General features: G+C 64.5%; 16 protein-coding genes. 5 read left to right on the top strand and 11 right to left on the bottom strand.

Going from position 1 to position 16,787, the window contains the following annotated elements; all coding sequences use genetic code 11:
• Window positions 1–102 precede the first annotated feature (102 nt).
• Window positions 103–2,040, top strand: a complete 1,938-nt coding sequence (locus LOY34_RS03030) for a pilus assembly protein TadG-related protein (RefSeq protein WP_230090920.1) — start codon at window positions 103–105, stop codon at window positions 2,038–2,040.
• Here LOY34_RS03030 and LOY34_RS03025 read toward each other — a convergent pair.
• Both LOY34_RS03025 and LOY34_RS03020 read right to left on the bottom strand, forming a co-directional pair.
• Window positions 2,025–4,721: an ATP-binding protein gene (locus LOY34_RS03025; protein WP_258664266.1), complete on the bottom strand. Its 2,697-nt coding sequence runs from the start codon at window positions 4,719–4,721 to the stop codon at window positions 2,025–2,027. The genes LOY34_RS03030 and LOY34_RS03025 overlap by 16 nt on opposite strands.
• Window positions 4,718–5,161: a TadE/TadG family type IV pilus assembly protein gene (locus LOY34_RS03020; RefSeq protein ID WP_045197053.1), complete on the bottom strand. Its 444-nt coding sequence runs from the start codon at window positions 5,159–5,161 to the stop codon at window positions 4,718–4,720. The genes LOY34_RS03025 and LOY34_RS03020 overlap by 4 nt, the downstream gene beginning before the upstream one ends.
• A gap of 75 nt (window positions 5,162–5,236) precedes the next feature.
• Between LOY34_RS03020 and LOY34_RS03015 the strand changes: the two genes are divergently transcribed.
• Both LOY34_RS03015 and LOY34_RS03010 read left to right on the top strand, forming a co-directional pair.
• Window positions 5,237–5,707, top strand: coding sequence for a prepilin peptidase (locus LOY34_RS03015; protein ID WP_195885606.1), 471 nt, complete (start codon window positions 5,237–5,239; stop codon window positions 5,705–5,707).
• A 138-nt stretch (window positions 5,708–5,845) separates the two neighbouring features.
• Entirely contained in the window at window positions 5,846–6,628 is a 783-nt protein-coding gene (locus LOY34_RS03010; protein WP_045197049.1) for a response regulator transcription factor, read from the top strand.
• 19 nt (window positions 6,629–6,647) lie between these two features.
• Here the strand turns inward: LOY34_RS03010 and LOY34_RS03005 are convergent, their stop codons facing one another.
• From LOY34_RS03005 to cpaB, 8 genes are read right to left on the bottom strand one after another with little or no spacing between them, the layout of a single operon-like run.
• Window positions 6,648–6,908, bottom strand: a complete 261-nt coding sequence (locus LOY34_RS03005; protein ID WP_195885604.1) for a DUF3613 domain-containing protein — start codon at window positions 6,906–6,908, stop codon at window positions 6,648–6,650.
• Window positions 6,909–6,915: 7 nt separating this feature from the next.
• Window positions 6,916–7,632, bottom strand: coding sequence for a tetratricopeptide repeat protein (locus LOY34_RS03000; protein ID WP_195885603.1), 717 nt, complete (start codon window positions 7,630–7,632; stop codon window positions 6,916–6,918).
• A gap of 14 nt (window positions 7,633–7,646) precedes the next feature.
• Window positions 7,647–8,534, bottom strand: a complete 888-nt coding sequence (locus LOY34_RS02995; protein ID WP_195885602.1) for a type II secretion system F family protein — start codon at window positions 8,532–8,534, stop codon at window positions 7,647–7,649.
• Between the two features lies 1 nt (window position 8,535).
• Entirely contained in the window at window positions 8,536–9,417 is an 882-nt protein-coding gene (locus LOY34_RS02990; protein ID WP_195885601.1) for a type II secretion system F family protein, read from the bottom strand.
• Window positions 9,414–10,682 (bottom strand): CpaF family protein, encoded by a 1,269-nt coding sequence (locus LOY34_RS02985; protein ID WP_045197040.1) that lies wholly within the window; start codon window positions 10,680–10,682, stop codon window positions 9,414–9,416. Before LOY34_RS02985 ends, LOY34_RS02990 begins: the two co-directional genes overlap by 4 nt.
• On the bottom strand, window positions 10,679–11,869 hold the full coding sequence (locus LOY34_RS02980; protein ID WP_195885600.1) for a pilus assembly protein: 1,191 nt from the start codon (window positions 11,867–11,869) through the stop codon (window positions 10,679–10,681). Before LOY34_RS02980 ends, LOY34_RS02985 begins: the two co-directional genes overlap by 4 nt.
• Window positions 11,866–13,119: a type II and III secretion system protein family protein gene (locus LOY34_RS02975; protein ID WP_093376485.1), complete on the bottom strand. Its 1,254-nt coding sequence runs from the start codon at window positions 13,117–13,119 to the stop codon at window positions 11,866–11,868. Before LOY34_RS02975 ends, LOY34_RS02980 begins: the two co-directional genes overlap by 4 nt.
• A gap of 20 nt (window positions 13,120–13,139) precedes the next feature.
• The gene (gene cpaB / locus LOY34_RS02970; protein ID WP_195885598.1) at window positions 13,140–14,069 is read right to left on the bottom strand and encodes a Flp pilus assembly protein CpaB; all 930 of its coding nucleotides are present in this window, start codon (window positions 14,067–14,069) and stop codon (window positions 13,140–13,142) included.
• A gap of 319 nt (window positions 14,070–14,388) precedes the next feature.
• Here cpaB and LOY34_RS02965 point away from each other — a divergent pair, with 319 nt between their 5' ends.
• Window positions 14,389–14,604: a Flp family type IVb pilin gene (locus LOY34_RS02965; RefSeq protein WP_045197032.1), complete on the top strand. Its 216-nt coding sequence runs from the start codon at window positions 14,389–14,391 to the stop codon at window positions 14,602–14,604.
• Between the two features lie 61 nt (window positions 14,605–14,665).
• Window positions 14,666–15,073 (top strand): response regulator, encoded by a 408-nt coding sequence (locus LOY34_RS02960; RefSeq protein ID WP_045197030.1) that lies wholly within the window; start codon window positions 14,666–14,668, stop codon window positions 15,071–15,073.
• A gap of 34 nt (window positions 15,074–15,107) precedes the next feature.
• Here the strand turns inward: LOY34_RS02960 and LOY34_RS02955 are convergent, their stop codons facing one another.
• Complete coding sequence (locus LOY34_RS02955; RefSeq protein ID WP_093376498.1) at window positions 15,108–16,775, bottom strand: ShlB/FhaC/HecB family hemolysin secretion/activation protein; 1,668 nt, start codon at window positions 16,773–16,775, stop codon at window positions 15,108–15,110.
• Window positions 16,776–16,787: the final 12 nt, after the last annotated feature.

Raw genomic sequence — 16,787 nt, 5'->3', positions numbered from 1 at the left:
CCCCACCCGCCAGTCGCCATGCAGGCGACTGGCCATTATCTTGTCTACACTCCTTTGCACTGCTGCTGCCCCGCGCGGCCTTGGGCCGGCAAAGGAGTGCTCGTGTCTACTCGCTTTCCAGCACGGCAACGTGGTGCCATCGGCTTGATCGCCGCCCTGACCCTGGGCATGGCCTTATTGTTCGGGCTGTTGGTGGTCGACAGCGGGCGGCTCTACCTGGAGCAGCGCAAGTTGCAGCGGGTGGTCGATATGGCGGCACTGGAGGCAGCCGGGCAAAGCGCCGTGTGCAGCGGCCCCGGGCCCCAGGCCGCGGCCCTGGCCCAAACCAGCGCCAGCCGCAATGGTTTTACCCTGGCCGAAGGGCGAACCCTGGCCACCGCTTGCGGCACCCTGCAGACCGGCGTCGACAGCCTGCGCCGTTTTACCGTCAACCCCGCACGCAACGATGCGATCAGGGTCATCGCCCAGAACAGCGTGCCCACCAGCATCGCCGCCGGGGTGCAGGCGCTGGTTCGCGGCAATACCCTGCCTACCACCACCAACCTCACGGCCCAGGCCGTGGCGGCGACGCCGAAGCCACCCTTGGCCGTATTGCGCATCCGTACAACCCTGGCCGACATCGACTCACGCAAGTCGGCATTGCTCAATGCCCTGCTCGATCCGTTGGGTGGGCGGGTGCAACTGGATGCCCTGGGCTGGCAAGGCCTGGCCAACACGGATATCAACCTGCTCAAGTACCTGGACCAACTGGCAATTAACGTCAGTGTACAAGCCGGCAACTACGACGAGCTGCTGGGTAAGCAGCTGTCGGCCACGCAACTGATCCAGGCGGCAATCGACGTATTCAAACAAGGCAGCAACACTGCCATCGACGTCGCCACCAACCTGGGCAAGCTCACCGTCGCCACCGATGACAACCGCGTGCTCAAGCTCAACGAAATCCTCGATATCCAGGCCGGCACCGCCAAGGCCGGGCTGGACACCAGCCTGCAATTGCTGCAACTGGTGCAAGGGGTGATCCTGCTGGCCGACAAGTACAATGCCGCTTCGGTCGAGTTGCCCTTCAATGCCCTGGGGCTGGTCAGCGGCAAGGTGCAGATCAAGGTCATCGAGCCGCCGCGAATTTCCGCCATCGGCAATCCGCAGACCGACGACATCAGCGTGCAGACTGCACAGATCCGCACCCTGGTGTCGCTGAATACGCCGGTAGTCGATACCCTCGGCGGCATCGTCACGGAAGTGCTGAAGCTGGCCACACCGCTGACCAATATCCTTAACAACCTGCTGCACCTGAACCTGCTGGGCACCGTACAGTCCCTGACCTGCGCACTCGGCGTGCCGTGCAAGGTCAGTGACATCGAAGCCCTGAGCAAAGCTGCACGCATTGATATCAGCATCGACACGGTCAAGGCGACCAGCCGTGTCAGCGCCTACCGCTGCAGCCCCGACAAGCAATTGACTGCGTCAACCGACAGCGCGGCAGCCACGGTCACCATCGGCAAGATCGACAACCCGGCGACCTTCTTCAGCACCGGTAGCGGCACGGTCACCCCGATCCCGCTGATCGATATCGGTACCAACATCTGCACCAGTGTGCTCGGGCTGTTTCCCAAATGCGCAACCCGGGTGCCCTGGGTAGGCGGGGGCGTGGGCATCAAGCCGGATCCGCTGCAGGTACTGTCACGCCACGAGAACCTGCTGTTCAGTGGCGCCAACCTGCCGGAGATCGGCAAGCCTGCGCCTTACCTGAGCATGCAACCGATCAACGTGGTGCAAAGCCTGAGCACCACCATCGATACCCTTCCTTTGCAGGTCTACAAACCACAGAACGGTGATGTGCTGGGCGAGATCCTCAGTGTTGCCAGCAGCGTGCTGACCGGGGTGACGAATATCCTCAAACCGATGATCAAGAACCTGCTCAGCCCGCTGGTCGATCCCCTGCTCAACGCCTTGCTCAAGGTTCTCGGCATCGACCTGAACACGGTCGAGGTCAGTGCCAACCTGACCTGCTCCAGCTCCCGCGCTCAACTGGTGCTGTAGACCGGCAACTCGATACAGAACCGCGCCCCCAACTCGGCGTTCTCGACACTCAGGCTGCCGCCCATGGTGTCGATGATGCCGTAGCTCACCGACAGCCCCAGGCCAGTGCCAACGCCCACCGGCTTGGTGGTGAAGAACGGCTCGAAGATGCGTTCGAGCAAACGCGGCTCGATGCCGCCGCCGTTGTCCTCGACCAGCAACCGCACCTGCCGGGCATCCTGCTCCAGCCTCACGGCAATCCACGGCTGCAGCTCGCGGTGCTGCTCGCGTCGGGCCAACAGGGCATCGCGGGCGTTGACCAGCAGGTTGATCAGCACCTGTTCCAGCTGATCCTGATGACCACTGACCTGCACCTGCTGCCCAGGTGCCTGCACATGCAATTCCACGCCCTTGCCGCGCAAGCCGTCGGCCAGCAACGACAGGGCGCCCTCCACAGCCTGCCAGGGCACGAACGGTTGCTGCTCAAGCTCCGAACGCCGACCGAACACGCGCATGTGGTCGACTACTTTGGAGGCGCGCAGCACCTGGGCATCGATACGTTTTAGTTTGTCTTGCAGGTAGTCGACCTCGGCATTGCCGTTTTCCAGACGCTTGAGCGCGTTGACCACGGCCATGCGCATGACGTTGAGCGGCTGGTTGATCTCATGGGCAAGGCCGGTGGCCATTTCGCCGAGGGTGGCCATTTTCGCGCTTTGCAGCAGTTGCTGCTGGGTGCGCCGCACTTGCGTGTTGTCGCGGCCCACCGCCTGGATTTCTTGCAACTGGCCGTGCTCGTCGAATAACCCACGATCAGACCACAACCACCAGGCATGCTCGCGCCCTGGCAGTTGCAGGCAGATCTCGGCGCTGCTCACCGGCTGCTCCGGGGTCAAGCCCGCCAGGCGTTCGACAAAGGCCTGGCGCTGGGTCGCGGACAGCCACTGGCCGAGGTTCACGCCGGCCAGTTGCGCGGGCGGGCATTCCAGGTAATCAGCCAAAGGCTGATTGCCGAATACCAGGCTCAGGTCCGGCCGGTAGCGGCAGATCATCGCCGGTGAATCCTCGACCAGCACCCGATAGCGCTCCTCGCTCTGGCGCATTTTTTCCGTAGCCTCGGTGGCCTCGCTGACGTCCAGCCAGATGCCCACCACCTCCACCGGCAAACCGAGGTCATCGCGCAGCAGGCGCGCTTCATCCAGTACCCAGTGATAACCGCCATGCTGATCACGCAGGCGATAGCGGCTGCGGCTCTGGCCGTGCTGCAAGAGCATCCGCGTGCGCTCCAGCCACAGCAGCTGATCATCGGCGTGCAGCCACTGCCCCGGTTGCAGGGGCTCGCCGGCCAGCGGCTGCCAGCCGAGCATCGGCGTCAGGCTGGCGCTGCAGAACTCGGTGAGCAATGCGCCCTCGGCGTAGCGCTGGATGTAGATCACCGCTGGCGAGCTGGCGATCAGGTTTTCCAGGCGCGCCTGGGCAGCGCTGGCCTGCATCTGTTGCGCCTTGATGTCGCTGATGTCGAGCATAAAACCCTGCACCCGGCGATTGCCGCCGCTGCCGTGCACCTGGCCGCACAAGCGATACCAGCGCGGCTGCGCCTGGGTGCTGTGGTCGAGCAGGCGCAGGCTCAGTTGCAAGGCGCAACCCTGGCGCTGCAGCTCGGCAAACGCCAGCTGGACCGCCTCGCGGTCTGCCGGGTGCACGCGGCTCAGCCATTGGTTAAGGGTAAGCGCCGCCGGTACGCCCAGGCTCTGGGCCAGTGCCGGGTCCAGATGCAACTGCGGCTCGTCCAGACGCCATTGCCACCAGCCGGCCCCCAACTGCAGCTGCAGGCTGTCCAGGCGCTCGCTCTGCTGGTGCAACTGGTGCGCAGCCAGGCGAGCGAGCAGCGGTTCGACAAAGGCGGCGGCGACCAGCAGGGCATCCTCGGCCTGCAGCACCTCTTGCGGCTCGATGCAGATCAGCCAGGCCTGATTGACCTGGCCCTGGGCAAACGCCAACAGGTAAGTCGCCAGCCCTGGAAACAGGGCCTGTAGCGCGGGCTCACTGGCACTGCTGAGCATGCTCGCCGGCAACTGCCGATCGAGCAACGGCGCAAGCTGTTCGTCACGCAGCCAGTGCAGCGCATCGCCACTGCAGGCGTAGATCTGCCAGCCCTGCTCGGTTTGCACCAGCACTCCCGCGCCACGGGCCCGCCAGTGGCGTACCAGCCAGTTGAGCTGTTCTTCGGCCACCGCTTGCAGGCGTTCGATGCTGCAGGCGCGCAAGGCGCAGGCCAGGTGCGCAGACAGGTGTTGCTGGCGCTCGGCAGCCAGGGCTTGCTGGCGGTGCAGCAACAGGTCGCCGATATCGAATAGTTGCAACAACCAGCCATCGCCCTGGGCTTGCAACCAGCCGCGGGTGTGCAAGGTGTGGCCACCGGCCGCCTTGAAGTCCAGTTCCAGAAGCTGCCCCTGCCAGTCTGCCGGCTCGCCTTCGAGCACCAGCAGGCTGTAGGGCTGCACGTAGTCGTGCAGACGTACCCCGGCCTGGGTCGGCAGCGCCAGCGCCGCGCGCAGCGGGCCGGCCTGGCGCAACACCCTGGCCGCGCCATCGAGCCACAGTTGCAGGCCCACCGCCGGCACCTCGGGGGCTTGCGCCACGGGCTCTTCGACCGGCGCCGCGCGCCCGCGCCAGCGCTCGAACAGGCTTTGCCCGCCACTCACAGTTGCAGGCTCGCTTCGGCCTTGAGGCTGTCGGGCAGGCGCGGCACCTCACCGATGCCCGGCAGTTTCAGTACCGGCAATACCGCGGTCAGTTTGCTCTTGGCGTAGTTGATCTTCACCGTCAGCAGCTTGCCCGGGGTAAGGACAACCTTGGCATCGCTGCTGAACTGGAAAGCCAACGGCGCTGGCATCCACGCCAGTTGCTCGCCGAGCACGCGCTTGGCCAGCGCCTCGACATCAGCGCCGTAAGTGGCGCTGGCAGGATCCAGCGCCACACAGCGGCGTACCGCTTCACTGCTGGCCTGGTTGAACGATTGCAGCATCAGCATCGGCAGACCGTAGCTGACCACCCCGTAGAAGACCGCGAAGAAGATCACGAATACCGCGACAAACTCGAGGGCTGCCGCGCCTTTTTGCCGCTTGCACAGGCTTGCTTGCATGATCGCGTCTACCCTGACAGTGACACCTGAAAGACAGCATAGAATCATTCACCACAAAGGGATGGCCTTTCGCCAATGCAAAGCATTGTTCTGCTGCTGTGGCTTGCCTTGTGCTCTGAACAAGATCTGCGCGAACGCCAGATCGCCAATACCCTGACCCTCGGCGCCGCCGCCTGCGCCCTGGGCTATCTGTTCGTTACCGGACACACCTGGATTGGCGCCGACGCCAGTGAAGGCGGCCTGGCGCTGGCCATCGTCATGCTGCTGACCCTGCCCGGCTACATGCTTGGCCGCCTCGGCGCCGGCGATGTGAAATTGCTCGGTGCCCTGGCCCTGGCCACTGATCGCATGCACCTGTTGGGCACCTTTATCGGCGCCGGCGTCGCGGTGCTGGCCTGGCTGCTCAGCCGCCGTTGGCTGTGGTCCCTTTTAAGTCAGAAGGTTAAGAACCGTCTGAAGCAATTGAGCGAAGAATCGTCAAAAAAACAGCCGTTCGCGCCATTCCTGCTGGTCGGTTTTCTACTGGCGGCGGTCTGGATCAATTAGCCGAATACCGCACGCAAAAGGATGTACAAACCTTGTACATAGTCAAAAAGTGCGACTACTTTCTAGTGTGTGCCAGGAATGGATCCAGGCTCGACCTGGCCGCGGGAACACCAAGGCGAATAGCGCAGGGAGTTGCATGTGAGCAAGCCAGTCAGTGAGTTGAAGGTGCTGGTCGTGGACGACCAGCCACTGATAGTCGAAGAGTTGTGCGAATTTCTCCAGGGCAGCGGCTACCGTTGCCTGCCCTGTCATTCCAGTACCCAGGCCATCGAGCAGTTCAGTGTCGATCAGGAGATTGCCCTGGTGGTGTGCGACCTGCACATGCCCGACTGCGATGGCCTCGAACTGATGCGCGCGCTCAAGGCCATTGCCGGGCCGCAGCGTCAGTTCGAAGCGATCATGCTCACCGGGCGCGCGGCCAAGCAGGACGTGATCAAGGCGCTGCGCGAAGGCTTTGCCGACTACTATCAAAAACCGGTCGACCTCAACGAGCTGCTTGAAGGGGTACAACGCCAGGAGGCCGCCGTGCTGGAGCGGCGCCGCAGCTACCAGCACCTGGGTGACCTGAACCAGAAACTGCAGTTTCTCGCCGAGTCGATCGACGATCTCTACCAGGACCTGGACAAGGCCCGCGGGCTCGGTGCGCACCGGCGCGCCAGCGATATCGAGCCGGAAGCTGAAAGCGACAACCTGCCAGCGCTGTTCGACAAGTTGTCACCGCGCCAGCTGGACGTGGCCAAACTGGTCAGCAAGGGCAAGACCAACTACCAGATCGCCTGCGAACTGGGCATCACCGAGAACACCGTGAAACTCTACGTGTCGCAGGTGCTGCGCCTGACCCACATGCACAACCGCACCCAGCTGGCGCTGGCGTTGTCACCCGGCTCCTCGCCCCTGCATCAGCGAGTCACGGCGCACTGAGTGCGCTTTGGCGGCTGAGTCACTTGTCGGACGCACCGGTACTTTCCCAGCGGTAGAAGTCCGGGATCACATATTTGTAGCTGTCCAGCCAGCGCTGCATGCTCTGGTCGCGCTCCTTGGGCGTGGCCGTCTGCGGGATCTTCGAGGCTTCAAGGTTGCGTGCCTGTAGCTGCAGCCAGGCTTCGGTGGTTTGCTGGGCCTTGGACGAAGGCCCGCCCTCCAGCGCCAGGGCGGCCAGGGGCAGTACGCTGAGGGCAAGCAGGAGCAATGACCTGTTCATCACGACCTCACTGTTGGGTGACGCTTGAGGCTTCTGGGGTAACCACCGCGACCTGGTCGGTCCGCGCCGCGGGTTTCTTCAGTTGCTCGGCGCGCGCCCGGGCTTCACTGAATTGCGCCGGCGTCAGGTGCAGGCGACTGACCAGGTCGGCGGCCTGCTGGAACTTGTCCTGGTACAGCAGCAGGCTCACCAGGTTGACCGCCGCCAGGGCGTTGTTGTCCTTGAGCTCGATGGCGGTGAGAAACTCAAAACGCGCCTGCTCGACATTACCCAGGTTCAGGTAAACCACGCCGAGGTCGTTGCGCACCTTTTCGTCGGTCGGCGCCAGGCGCACCGCGCGCAACAGGTGGCGCTGGGCCTGGAGGTTGTCGCCACGGGCCGAGGCCAGTTGCCCCAGGCCATGCTCGCCTTCTGCTGCCAGGCAGCCACCGAGCAGGCTGCGGTACAACGGTTCGGCTTCGCTGCGCCCGAGCAGGCGCGACACCCGGGCCTTGCGCAATCGCACCTGGGCCATGTCCGCCGGCAACGCCTCCAGGTGCGCCAGGCTGGCATGCGGGCGGCCCTCGGCGAGCATCTCGTCGGCCATGCTCAAGGCCAGCTCCTGGGCCGAATCCGGCTTGCTGCAACTGACCGGCATACCCGGCAAGGCCAGCCACTGTGCGCCGTCCTGAGTGGTACAGCCAGCGAGCAGCGCCAGGCTCATGATCACCATGACTGCTTTCATGCACATCCCTCCGCTCATGAACCCAAGGCCTTGGCCAACGCCGTAAAACCGGGCCCGGCCAACACAATCAGCAAGGCCGGAAACAGGAACACCATCATCACTATCGACATCTTCCCGGACATCTTTGAAATTCGCTCCTGCATGCGCGTCAGGCGCCGGTCATCGAGCAGTTGCTTGAGTGCCAGCAACGACTTCATCGCCCCGCCGCCCTGGCTCAGCAGTTGCTGGAGGATCACGCAGCTGTCGCTGAACTCATCGACGCTGAGCAATTGCGCGGTTTTTTCCAGCTCCGGGGCCAGGGCCAGGCCGGAGTCGACCCGCAGCAGAATCACTCGCAGTTCCTCACTCAGCACCGGCAACAGTTGCCGTGATTCCTGGCTCAGCACGCGCAAGGCCTGCTCCACTGCCAGGCCCGACTCGAACAAGATCCGCAGCAGCGGAATAAAGGTCGACACCTCCCGGGCCACCTGCTGCTGACGGCGCGCCGCCGCCCAGGCCAGCAAGCGCTTGGGCAACAGGTAACCGGCGCCCATGGCGCACAGCGGCAGTACCAGCCACGGGGTCTGGCTGGTGTGGTACAGGGTTTCCTGCGCGATTACTCCCAGGCCCAGCGCCAGAAGCGGCGCCCCCACCTGGCAGGCAGCGAACAGCGCCCGTTGCCGGCTACGCCGCCAGCCGATGCGATCAAGCAGCAAACGTGTCTCGCCGTCCAGACTCAACGAACGCTGGCCCAGGCGGCTGGCGCCGAGCTGCTGCAGCCAGTTGCCCAAGCGGTTGTCCGCGCCCAGCTGGCCCTGCAAGCGCTGGGCGACCAGGCGCTGACGATGCCGCTGGCGCAGGAACTGAGCCAGCAGCAAGGCAAAGGCGGCAAACAGCATCAGGGCACTGAGCAACAGGGCCATTTCAGATACTCCGCAACATGCGCCACAGCGCCAGGCAGCCCAAGGCCTGCAGGAGGAAGGCCCCGAGCAAGAGGAACTGGCCGTTGCTGTCGCGCCACATGGTCAGCAGATAGTTGGGATTGCTGATCAGGAAGTAACCGGCCATGCCCACCGGCAACAGGCCCAGGACCATGGCTGTCATGCGCGTTTCGCCGGTCATGGCGCGCAACTGCCGCGCGCCCTGCTCGCGTTCGCGAATCAGTTTGATCAGGTTCTCCAGCAGCTCGCTGGCGTTGCCGCCATAGCGATGGTTGATACGCAGGCCCAGGGCAAACAGGCGCAGTTCGTCCTGGTCATACAACTCGGCCAGTTCAGCCATGGCATCGTCGAGGCTGACGCCCATCTGCACATTGCGCCGCACCCGTTGCAAGGCGCCGTGCAACGGCTCGCGGGAAGCATCGATGGCACCGAGCACGGCATCGCTGAGGGTGCGCCCGGCCTTGAGGCTGCGCACGCTGTGATCGAGCAGCACCGGCAGTTGCTCGATCATCCGTTGCAGCCGCTGCCGATAGCGCCAGCCCAGGTACAACCAGGCCAGCAGCGGGCCGATGAGCAACAGGCCAAGGCCTGCCACCCAGCCCACGACCCGCCCGGTCAACAGCGCGGCCAGCAGCCAGAGGGCCAGCCACAGCCACAACAGCTCGTTACGCCGCTCGATACCGGCACGCTGCAGCAGGCGGTCCAGCCAGTCGTGCCCGACCGGCGCCAGCGCAGCGGCTTGCTCGACCTGACCCAGACGCCGGAGGATGCGCTCCTGGGCAGACTTGCGCATGCCGCGGTAGAACAGGTGCACCGACAAGCCGAGCAAGGCCAGGCAAATCAGCCCGAGGAGCGCGGCGATCACGGCTGGAGCTCCGAGTAATCGCGGCGCAGCTTGTCGCCGGCCGGGTTCGGCGCTTCGCGCAAAAAGCCTTCGCCCGTGCGCCGATCGAGCCGGAACAGGGTATTGGTGACGTACACGTCATCACGCACCCCGACCACCTCCAGCACCTCGCTGACGCAGCGGCGGCCATCGGCCAGGCGGGTCAGCTGGATGACCACATCGAGCGCCGCGCAGATCATCTGCCGCAGGGTTTTCTCGGCCACCTGGCGACCGGTCAGGCCGACCAGGGTTTCCAGGCGCAGCAAGGCATCCTGGGCAGTGTTGGCATGCACGGTACTCATCGAACCATCGTGGCCGGTATTCATCGCCGTCAGCACATCGAGCACTTCGACGCCGCGAATCTCGCCAAGCAGAATACGGTCGGGGCGCATCCGCAGGGCGTTGCGAATCAGCTCGCTGGCCTTGATCTCGCCATGCCCTTCGGCATTCGGCGGACGGGTTTCCAGGCGCACCACGTGCGGATGATCAAGCTGCAGTTCGGCCACGTCCTCGATGGTCACCAGGCGTTCGTGGGGGCTGATCAACTGACTGAGGATATTGAGCAGGGTGGTCTTGCCGGTGCCGGTACCGCCGCTGACCAGGATGTTGCAGCGCCGCGCCACCGCCAGCTGGATGAAGTCGAGCATGCCCTGGTCGATGGTGCGGGTGGCCAGCAGGTCGGCGCTCTTGAGCATGTCCTTGCGAAACTTGCGGATCGACAGGCACGGGCCGTCGAGCGCCACCGGCGGGATGATGGCGTTGACCCGGCTGCCATCGGGCATGCGCGCGTCGACCATCGGCGAGGACTCGTCCAGGCGCCGCCCCAGGGGCGCAAGAATCCGCTGCATGACCCGCTCGACATGATGGGCATCGATAAAACGCAGGTCGGTTTGTTGCAGCACCCCGGCCCGCTCGATGAACACCCGGTGCGGGCCGTTGACCAAAATCTCGGTGACGCTGGCATCGCGCAGCAGCACTTCCAGCGGGCCGAAACCGGTCAGCTCGTCGACGATTTCCTCGGCCAGGCGTTCCATCTCGTAGCGCGACAACGCCAGGTGCAGGCGGGCAATGTAATCGCCGACCTGCTCCACCACGAACTGCGCCAGGGCCGGGCGCGAACCTTCGAGCAGGTTGCGGCCGCTGTCCTCGATGGCGTCGATGATGTAACGGTGCAGAGCGCGTTTGAGCGCCTGTGGGTCGGCCCCCAGGTTATGCCGTGGGCCACCGAACAGCTCGTCGCCGCTCACTTGTGCCCCCACAGCCGATTGAGCCAGGTGGCGACCACCGGCGGGTTGTTTTCCGAGCGCCGCGCCAGGCGTTCACCGAGGCTTTTCAGCTGTTGCGTAAGCGGCTCGCGCGGCGCCAGCTCGAACAGGGTCAGGCCCTGGTTCTTGGCATTCAGGCGCACCTCCGGGCTATAGGGCAAGACCCGCAGAACCGGCAGGCCGTAGCGCTTGCCCAAGGCTTCGGAATCCGGCGCGACACCGCGCAGGTAGCGGTCGACCAACAGGCTTGCGTGTTCGAGCTTCATGCCCTTCTCGCGCCACTGGGTCAGCACTTCGAGGTTGCGCCGGCAATCGAGGACGTTCTGGTCGGTGTACCAGATCAGCTTGTCGCAGTGGCTGACGAAGGTGCGCAGGGCTTCGCTGTCAGCCTGGCCGGTGAGGTTCACGACGATGTGCTGGAAGTGCTGGCGCAAGGCGCTGAGCAGCATGTACAGCTCTGCCGCGCTGGTGCGCTCCAGCGGCTCGTCGGTCTCGGCATAAGCCAGCAGGCGCAGGCCTGAGCTTTCGCGGGTAAAGGCACTGTCGATCAGGGTGTTGTCGAGCCGGCGCAGGTGGCGCAGGGCATCGCCGAAATGAAACGAGGCTTCCAGGCCGAGCAGCGCCAGGCTGTCACCCCGCGGCAGGCCAAGGTCGAGCAGCAGGGTCTGCTGGCCGCTGGTCTGCACCACCCGCGCCATGTGCGTGGTCAGCAAGGCGCCGTCGGCGGCGCACTGGGCCCCATAGAGCACGGTCAGCCCGCCCAGGCTGGGGTTGCTGGTCACCGGCGGCAGGCGTTTGCTCAAGCGCCGCACCAAGCCTGCGACTTCACTGGAACGCGAGCCATAGGCGACAAAATCCCGCGCCCCGGCACGCATGGCGTTGAGCACCAGTTGATTGTCCATGCCATCGCCGAGGGCGACGATCGCCAGCATCGGCTTGGCTTCCAGCACGCCCTCGATCAGCGCGCACTGGTTGACCACCTGATCGCGGTCGAGGCCGACGAACACCAGGCTGGCGAAAGTGACATCGACCAGCGCCAGCAACTCGTCAAGGCTGCCGCTGCCGGCACCGACCACCTGCCCCAGCGGCGCCAATGCGCCCTGCAACCACTGCAGGTCACCATCGTTGCGGGTGATGGCAAGGAAGGTCTGGCTCAGGCTTTCACTCATTGGGATAACCCGCTGCGACGTTCAAAGTCGCCGTTTTCCAGAAAGAACAGCCGGCCCCAGCTCGGGTCGTAATTACGCAGGCCCTCACCCGGCAGCGACGGCAACTGGGCATCGGCCGCCAGCGGCTGGACCAGGTGCGGGGTAACGATCATCAGCAGTTCGGTCTCGTCGCGCTGCACCGAGGACTGGCGAAACAGCGCGCCAATGATCGGCAGGTTGCCAAGGCCTGGAAACTTGTCGACGGTCGAGCGCGACTGGCTGCTGATCAAGCCACTGATGACGAAGCTCTCGCCATCGGCCAGGGAGATGCTGGTGTCGGTACGCCTGACGGTCAGGCCGGGCACCTGGGTACCGGCGATATTCACCGCCTTGTTGTAGTCCAGTTCGCTGACTTCCGGCGCGACTTTCAGCAGGATGCGATTGCGGCTGACCACGGTGGGCGACAGGGTCAGGCGGATACCGAACTCCTTGTATTCGATCGAGACACTGTCGCTGCCGCTGCTGGGCACCGGGATGGGGATCTCGCCGCCGGCGAGGAAACTTGCGGTCAGGCCGCTGAGCACTACCAGACTGGGGCGCGCCAGGGTGTAGGCGAAACCGCTGGTTTCCAGGGCATTGATCGCGGCCAGGAAGCGACTGCTGCCACCGCCCCAAATGATGTTGAACACGCCGTTGTCCAGGGGAATGTTCGGCGTGCCGGGCACGGTGGGCACCTGCCCCGGGCTTACGGTGGTGTTCGGCACGGTGCTCGGTGAGCCGATCAGGGTGTTGTTGGAGCCCTTGAAGAACAGCCGCGCGCCGGCCTCCTTGTACTTGGTGCGGTTGACTTCGACAAAGCGGATATCGGCCTGCACCTGGCTGGGCAGCAGCGGATCTTCGGACGGCGGCAGCGCACTGGCAGCCATCTCGCTGCTGGCAATGCCCTTGACGAACACCATGGCCTGGCGCGGTGTCTTGGCGCAGGCAGTCCACAGCATCAGGCTGGTGGCGCCGGGGCCGACCGCCGTCAGCAGCACCGCGTCAGTGCCACTGGCATGTACGTCGGCAATCTTCGGCTCGCCAATCGCCGCGCGGGTGATTGCCACCGGCAGGCGCACCTCCTGCTGCAGGCCCTGATCGATCTCGATGACGCCCGGCACCTGCTCCAGCGCCGCGCAGCCGGACGCCGCCATCGCCGTTGGGGCGAGCGGCACGGCGCACAACAGGGCGCAGAGCATCTGCTTGATTACCCGCTCGGAACGACTGCTCATTGAAGGGCATCCTTGCTTGGTCAGGGGGTTGGCGTGTTGGCTTGATTACCGCGGATGATTTCCATGCCGCGTGGCGGCGCTGCGCTGGCCACAGGTCGGGCGGCCGGTACCTGGGCGAGCTGGCTGAAGCGATAGAGTTCACGGTTGGCGTTGTCGACGGCCTTGGCGCTGGCATGCGGGTCAGTCCAGTACTGGGCCAGGCGCTTCTCCTCGGCGCTGCGTACCGCCAGGCGCAGGCTGCCGGCCTGAGCGGCCAGCAGCAGGCGGCTGGCCAATGCCTCGGGGACCGCCAGCACCACAGTGCGCACCGGGTTGCGCTGTTGTTCCTGACGGGCCTTGTCATCCATGGGCGCCTCGGCAGGCTGGCCATCGTTGGCCAGGCCCAGCTGCGCACCGACACTGAGCAGGCGCAAGGCCGGCAACACTACCTGGGCCGAGGCTTGCGGGTTGCTGTTGTCTTCACGCAGGAACACCAGCACATCGACATAGTCACCCGGGCGCAGTTGCCCGGCGGCGCCGACCACTTCGTCCACCGCCACCGCCAGCGCCCGCTCACTGGGGTGAATCATCCGTGCCAGCGGGCCACCGGCCTCGAAGCTGCCCTGCTCCAGCCAGGTGCCGGCGCTCAAGGCGCGCCAGCTGCTGCGCCCGAGCACTTGTTCAAGGGTCTGGAAACTACCCGGCGGCGCCACCTGCAGGCGTTCGATCAGCAGGTCTTCGGCCACCAGCGGGGTATAGGCACTGACATCGCGACGCAGCACGACAACCGGCTTGCGCAGTTCGTCTGTTGCTTCATTGACCACCCGGGTCACCGGAGCCTGCGCGGGTTCGACGGCGGCTGCCGGCGCCGGCTCGCTTGGCGGCTGGCTGAGCATCAGCCCCCAGTAGCCGGCCAGCAGCGCACCGATCAAAAAGAGGCCTGCAAGGATGATGGTAATGCGACTGCTCATGCTGGCCCTCCTTCTCCCCAAGCTGTCCTTCAGGCTCACTTTTGTGAAATGGCCCACAGCACTGCAGTCGGAAACAACTATTTCGCTATTTGACGGTAGCGCAGCTAGGACAAAATGCCATTACCCGTCAGATTTTTTTCCGTCGCAAAGCCGACATCCCCATAAAACAACAGCTTATTGGCGTCGGTATTTGGTTATAACTTTAGTATTAATACCTTCTTACATTTGCCGAGATTTGGCCCGTTGACGATGCTGTGGTGGCAAAGGGGAATCACTGAATACCCCTGCCATCTGCGCCTCCGGCGCAAGGAGAAATGCCATGCGTCTTTCCCGAGTCCTCAAGAGCTGCAAAGAATTCTTCTACCGCAAGGATGGTGCCTCGGGCATCGAGTACGCGATTGTCGCGGCCATGGTTGCTGTAGCGCTGACGGCGTTCATTACGCCCATTTCTACCAATGTGTCTGGGGTCATGACCAAGATTGAAAACGCGCTAAAAGCGCCGCCTGCTTCGGGCGGTGGCAGTGGTGGTAGCTGACGAGTGGATTCATCGGTTCACGCCAATGCACTGATCAACTCCCCCATCACAGGACCGCCCCATGCCGACCTCTTCCCCCCGTCAACAGCTACTCCTGGTGGATGACGAAGAGGACGCCTTGCTGGAACTTGCCGAATTGCTGGAGGGCGAGGGTTTTTGCTGCTACACCGCCACCTCGGTGAAACTCGCCCTGCAACAACTCACCCGCCACCCGGACGTGGCCCTGGTCATCACCGACCTGCGCATGCCGGAGGAGAGCGGCATATCACTGATCAGGCGCCTGCGCGAGCACACCTCGCGCCAGCACTTGCCGGTGATCGTCACCTCCGGGCATGCCGACATGGACGACATCAGCGACCTGCTGCGTCTGCAGGTGCTGGACCTGTTCCGCAAGCCGATCTACCACAACCGCCTGCTGGAAACCCTCGACAACCTGTTCCCCAAACCGCGGATGCAACTGGTGCAATGAACCTGCGGGGGCTACGGCCCCTGTAGGAGCCGGTTCACAGCTGCACGCTGAAACTCACACTCAGCCGTGGCTCGCGGTCAAAGCTGTCGAGGGCAACATCCGACAGCGGCTTGGCCAGCTCCAGCGCCAGGTTGTAGAAACGCCCGTCACCGATGCGCAGCCCCAAAGCCACTGAACTCAGGTGTGCATCGCGCAGGTCCACCTCGTTGAACCAGGTGCGCGCGGTGTCCAGTACGGCATAAGGTTGCAGCAACTTTACCCAGCGGCCATCGCCGTTGAAACTGTAATTGAGCTCATAGGCCAGGCCCCAGCCCTTGTCGCCCAGGGCCTGGTCGGCGGGGTAACCGCGGGCAAAGCTCTGCCCGCCGAACACCACCCGCTCGCTGTCGGGCAGGCTGTCGCGGCTCCAGTACAAGGCCGCCGACGCCACCCCCTGCCAATTGCCGAACAGGCGATCACTTTGCAAACCGGACAAACGCAGGCGGAGGAAATCCAGGTCGAAATCGCTGTTGCTTTTCGCCCCCAGGTAATCCAGGCCCTGATAGGCGCCACCACTGACAATCCGCAGTTGGTCGGCATCGGCCTTGCGCCACTCGCCTTCAAAGCCCAGGGCACGCACATCGGTGCGATTGCTCAGCCGCAAGGGCGCGTCGACCGCGCGATACTCAACATCGTCATTGACCATGTAGAAACGCGCAGCAACGTTGAGCGACTCACCGGGCGCGGCCAGCAGCACCTGGCTGAGGCCCGCCGAAAAGCGGTCGTTCTCGCGATGGGCCTTGAGCTGGGTGCCATCGCCGAGCAGCACCTGGGCACTGGGGTCGCTGTCGTAACGCGAGGCCGACAGGTGCAACTGGCTGCCCTGATCGTCCAGGTACTGGGAGTAGTCCAGGCGAAAATAGCTTTCGTGATCTTCCCCGCGCGGCGCCAGGGCGGTGACGCTGAACTGTTCGGCCAGCGCCGTCTGCGCGTTGCTGCTCACGCTGAGCAAGGCCTGGGGGTCATCGCGGGTGCCATCAGTGACGGTCAGGTTGCCGCTGAACGGCCGGCGCCTGGCCTCGACGATCAGCCGGCTGGTACCACTGACAGGGTTGGCAGGCGCTAGGCTTGCCTGCACGCTGAAGCCGGGCAGGCGGCTCATCAGCGCGACGTAGCGCTCGAAGGTGGCGCGGGTCAGCGGCCGTTCGGCCTTGAGCCGGCCCACCAGTTGCTCAACGTAGGCCGCCGCCGGGCCCACCTCGCCGTGCAGCTCGAGTTCATCGATGTAGCCTTCGACCAGCACCACCCGCACCCGGCCATCGGCGAAGTCCTGCTCGGGCAGGTAGGCATGCGACAACAGGTAGCCGTCCTGCTGGTAGCGCTGGGTCAGGCGCTGGGTGGCGTCGATCAGCTCGCCGAGGCTGACCTCGCGGCCGGCCAGGCTCTGGTAGTTGTCGCGCAGGTCACTCAAGGGGTAGATGCTGCCGCCTTCGAAGCGCACTTTGCGCAGGAAGATCCGCGTGTCGCGCAGCAACGGCCGGGCCTGGGTTACCGGCACCGGCACCAGCACTCCCGGGTTGCTTGGCCGGTAGGCATCGGCCGGCAGATTGGGGGCCGGCAGGTTGCGTTCGATTTCGTGGCTGTCGAGAAAACGCGGCAGGGGTTCGCTGCTGGCAACGCTCACCCAGGACAACCCCACTATCGCGACGGCCAACGCACGCATCGGACACTCCAT

It is taken from the genome of Pseudomonas sp. B21-009 (genome assembly GCF_024749345.1).
GTDB lineage: Bacteria > Pseudomonadota > Gammaproteobacteria > Pseudomonadales > Pseudomonadaceae > Aquipseudomonas.
The sequence above is the reverse complement of the archived record's forward strand: the minus strand, read 5'-3'. Positions and strand labels throughout refer to the sequence as shown.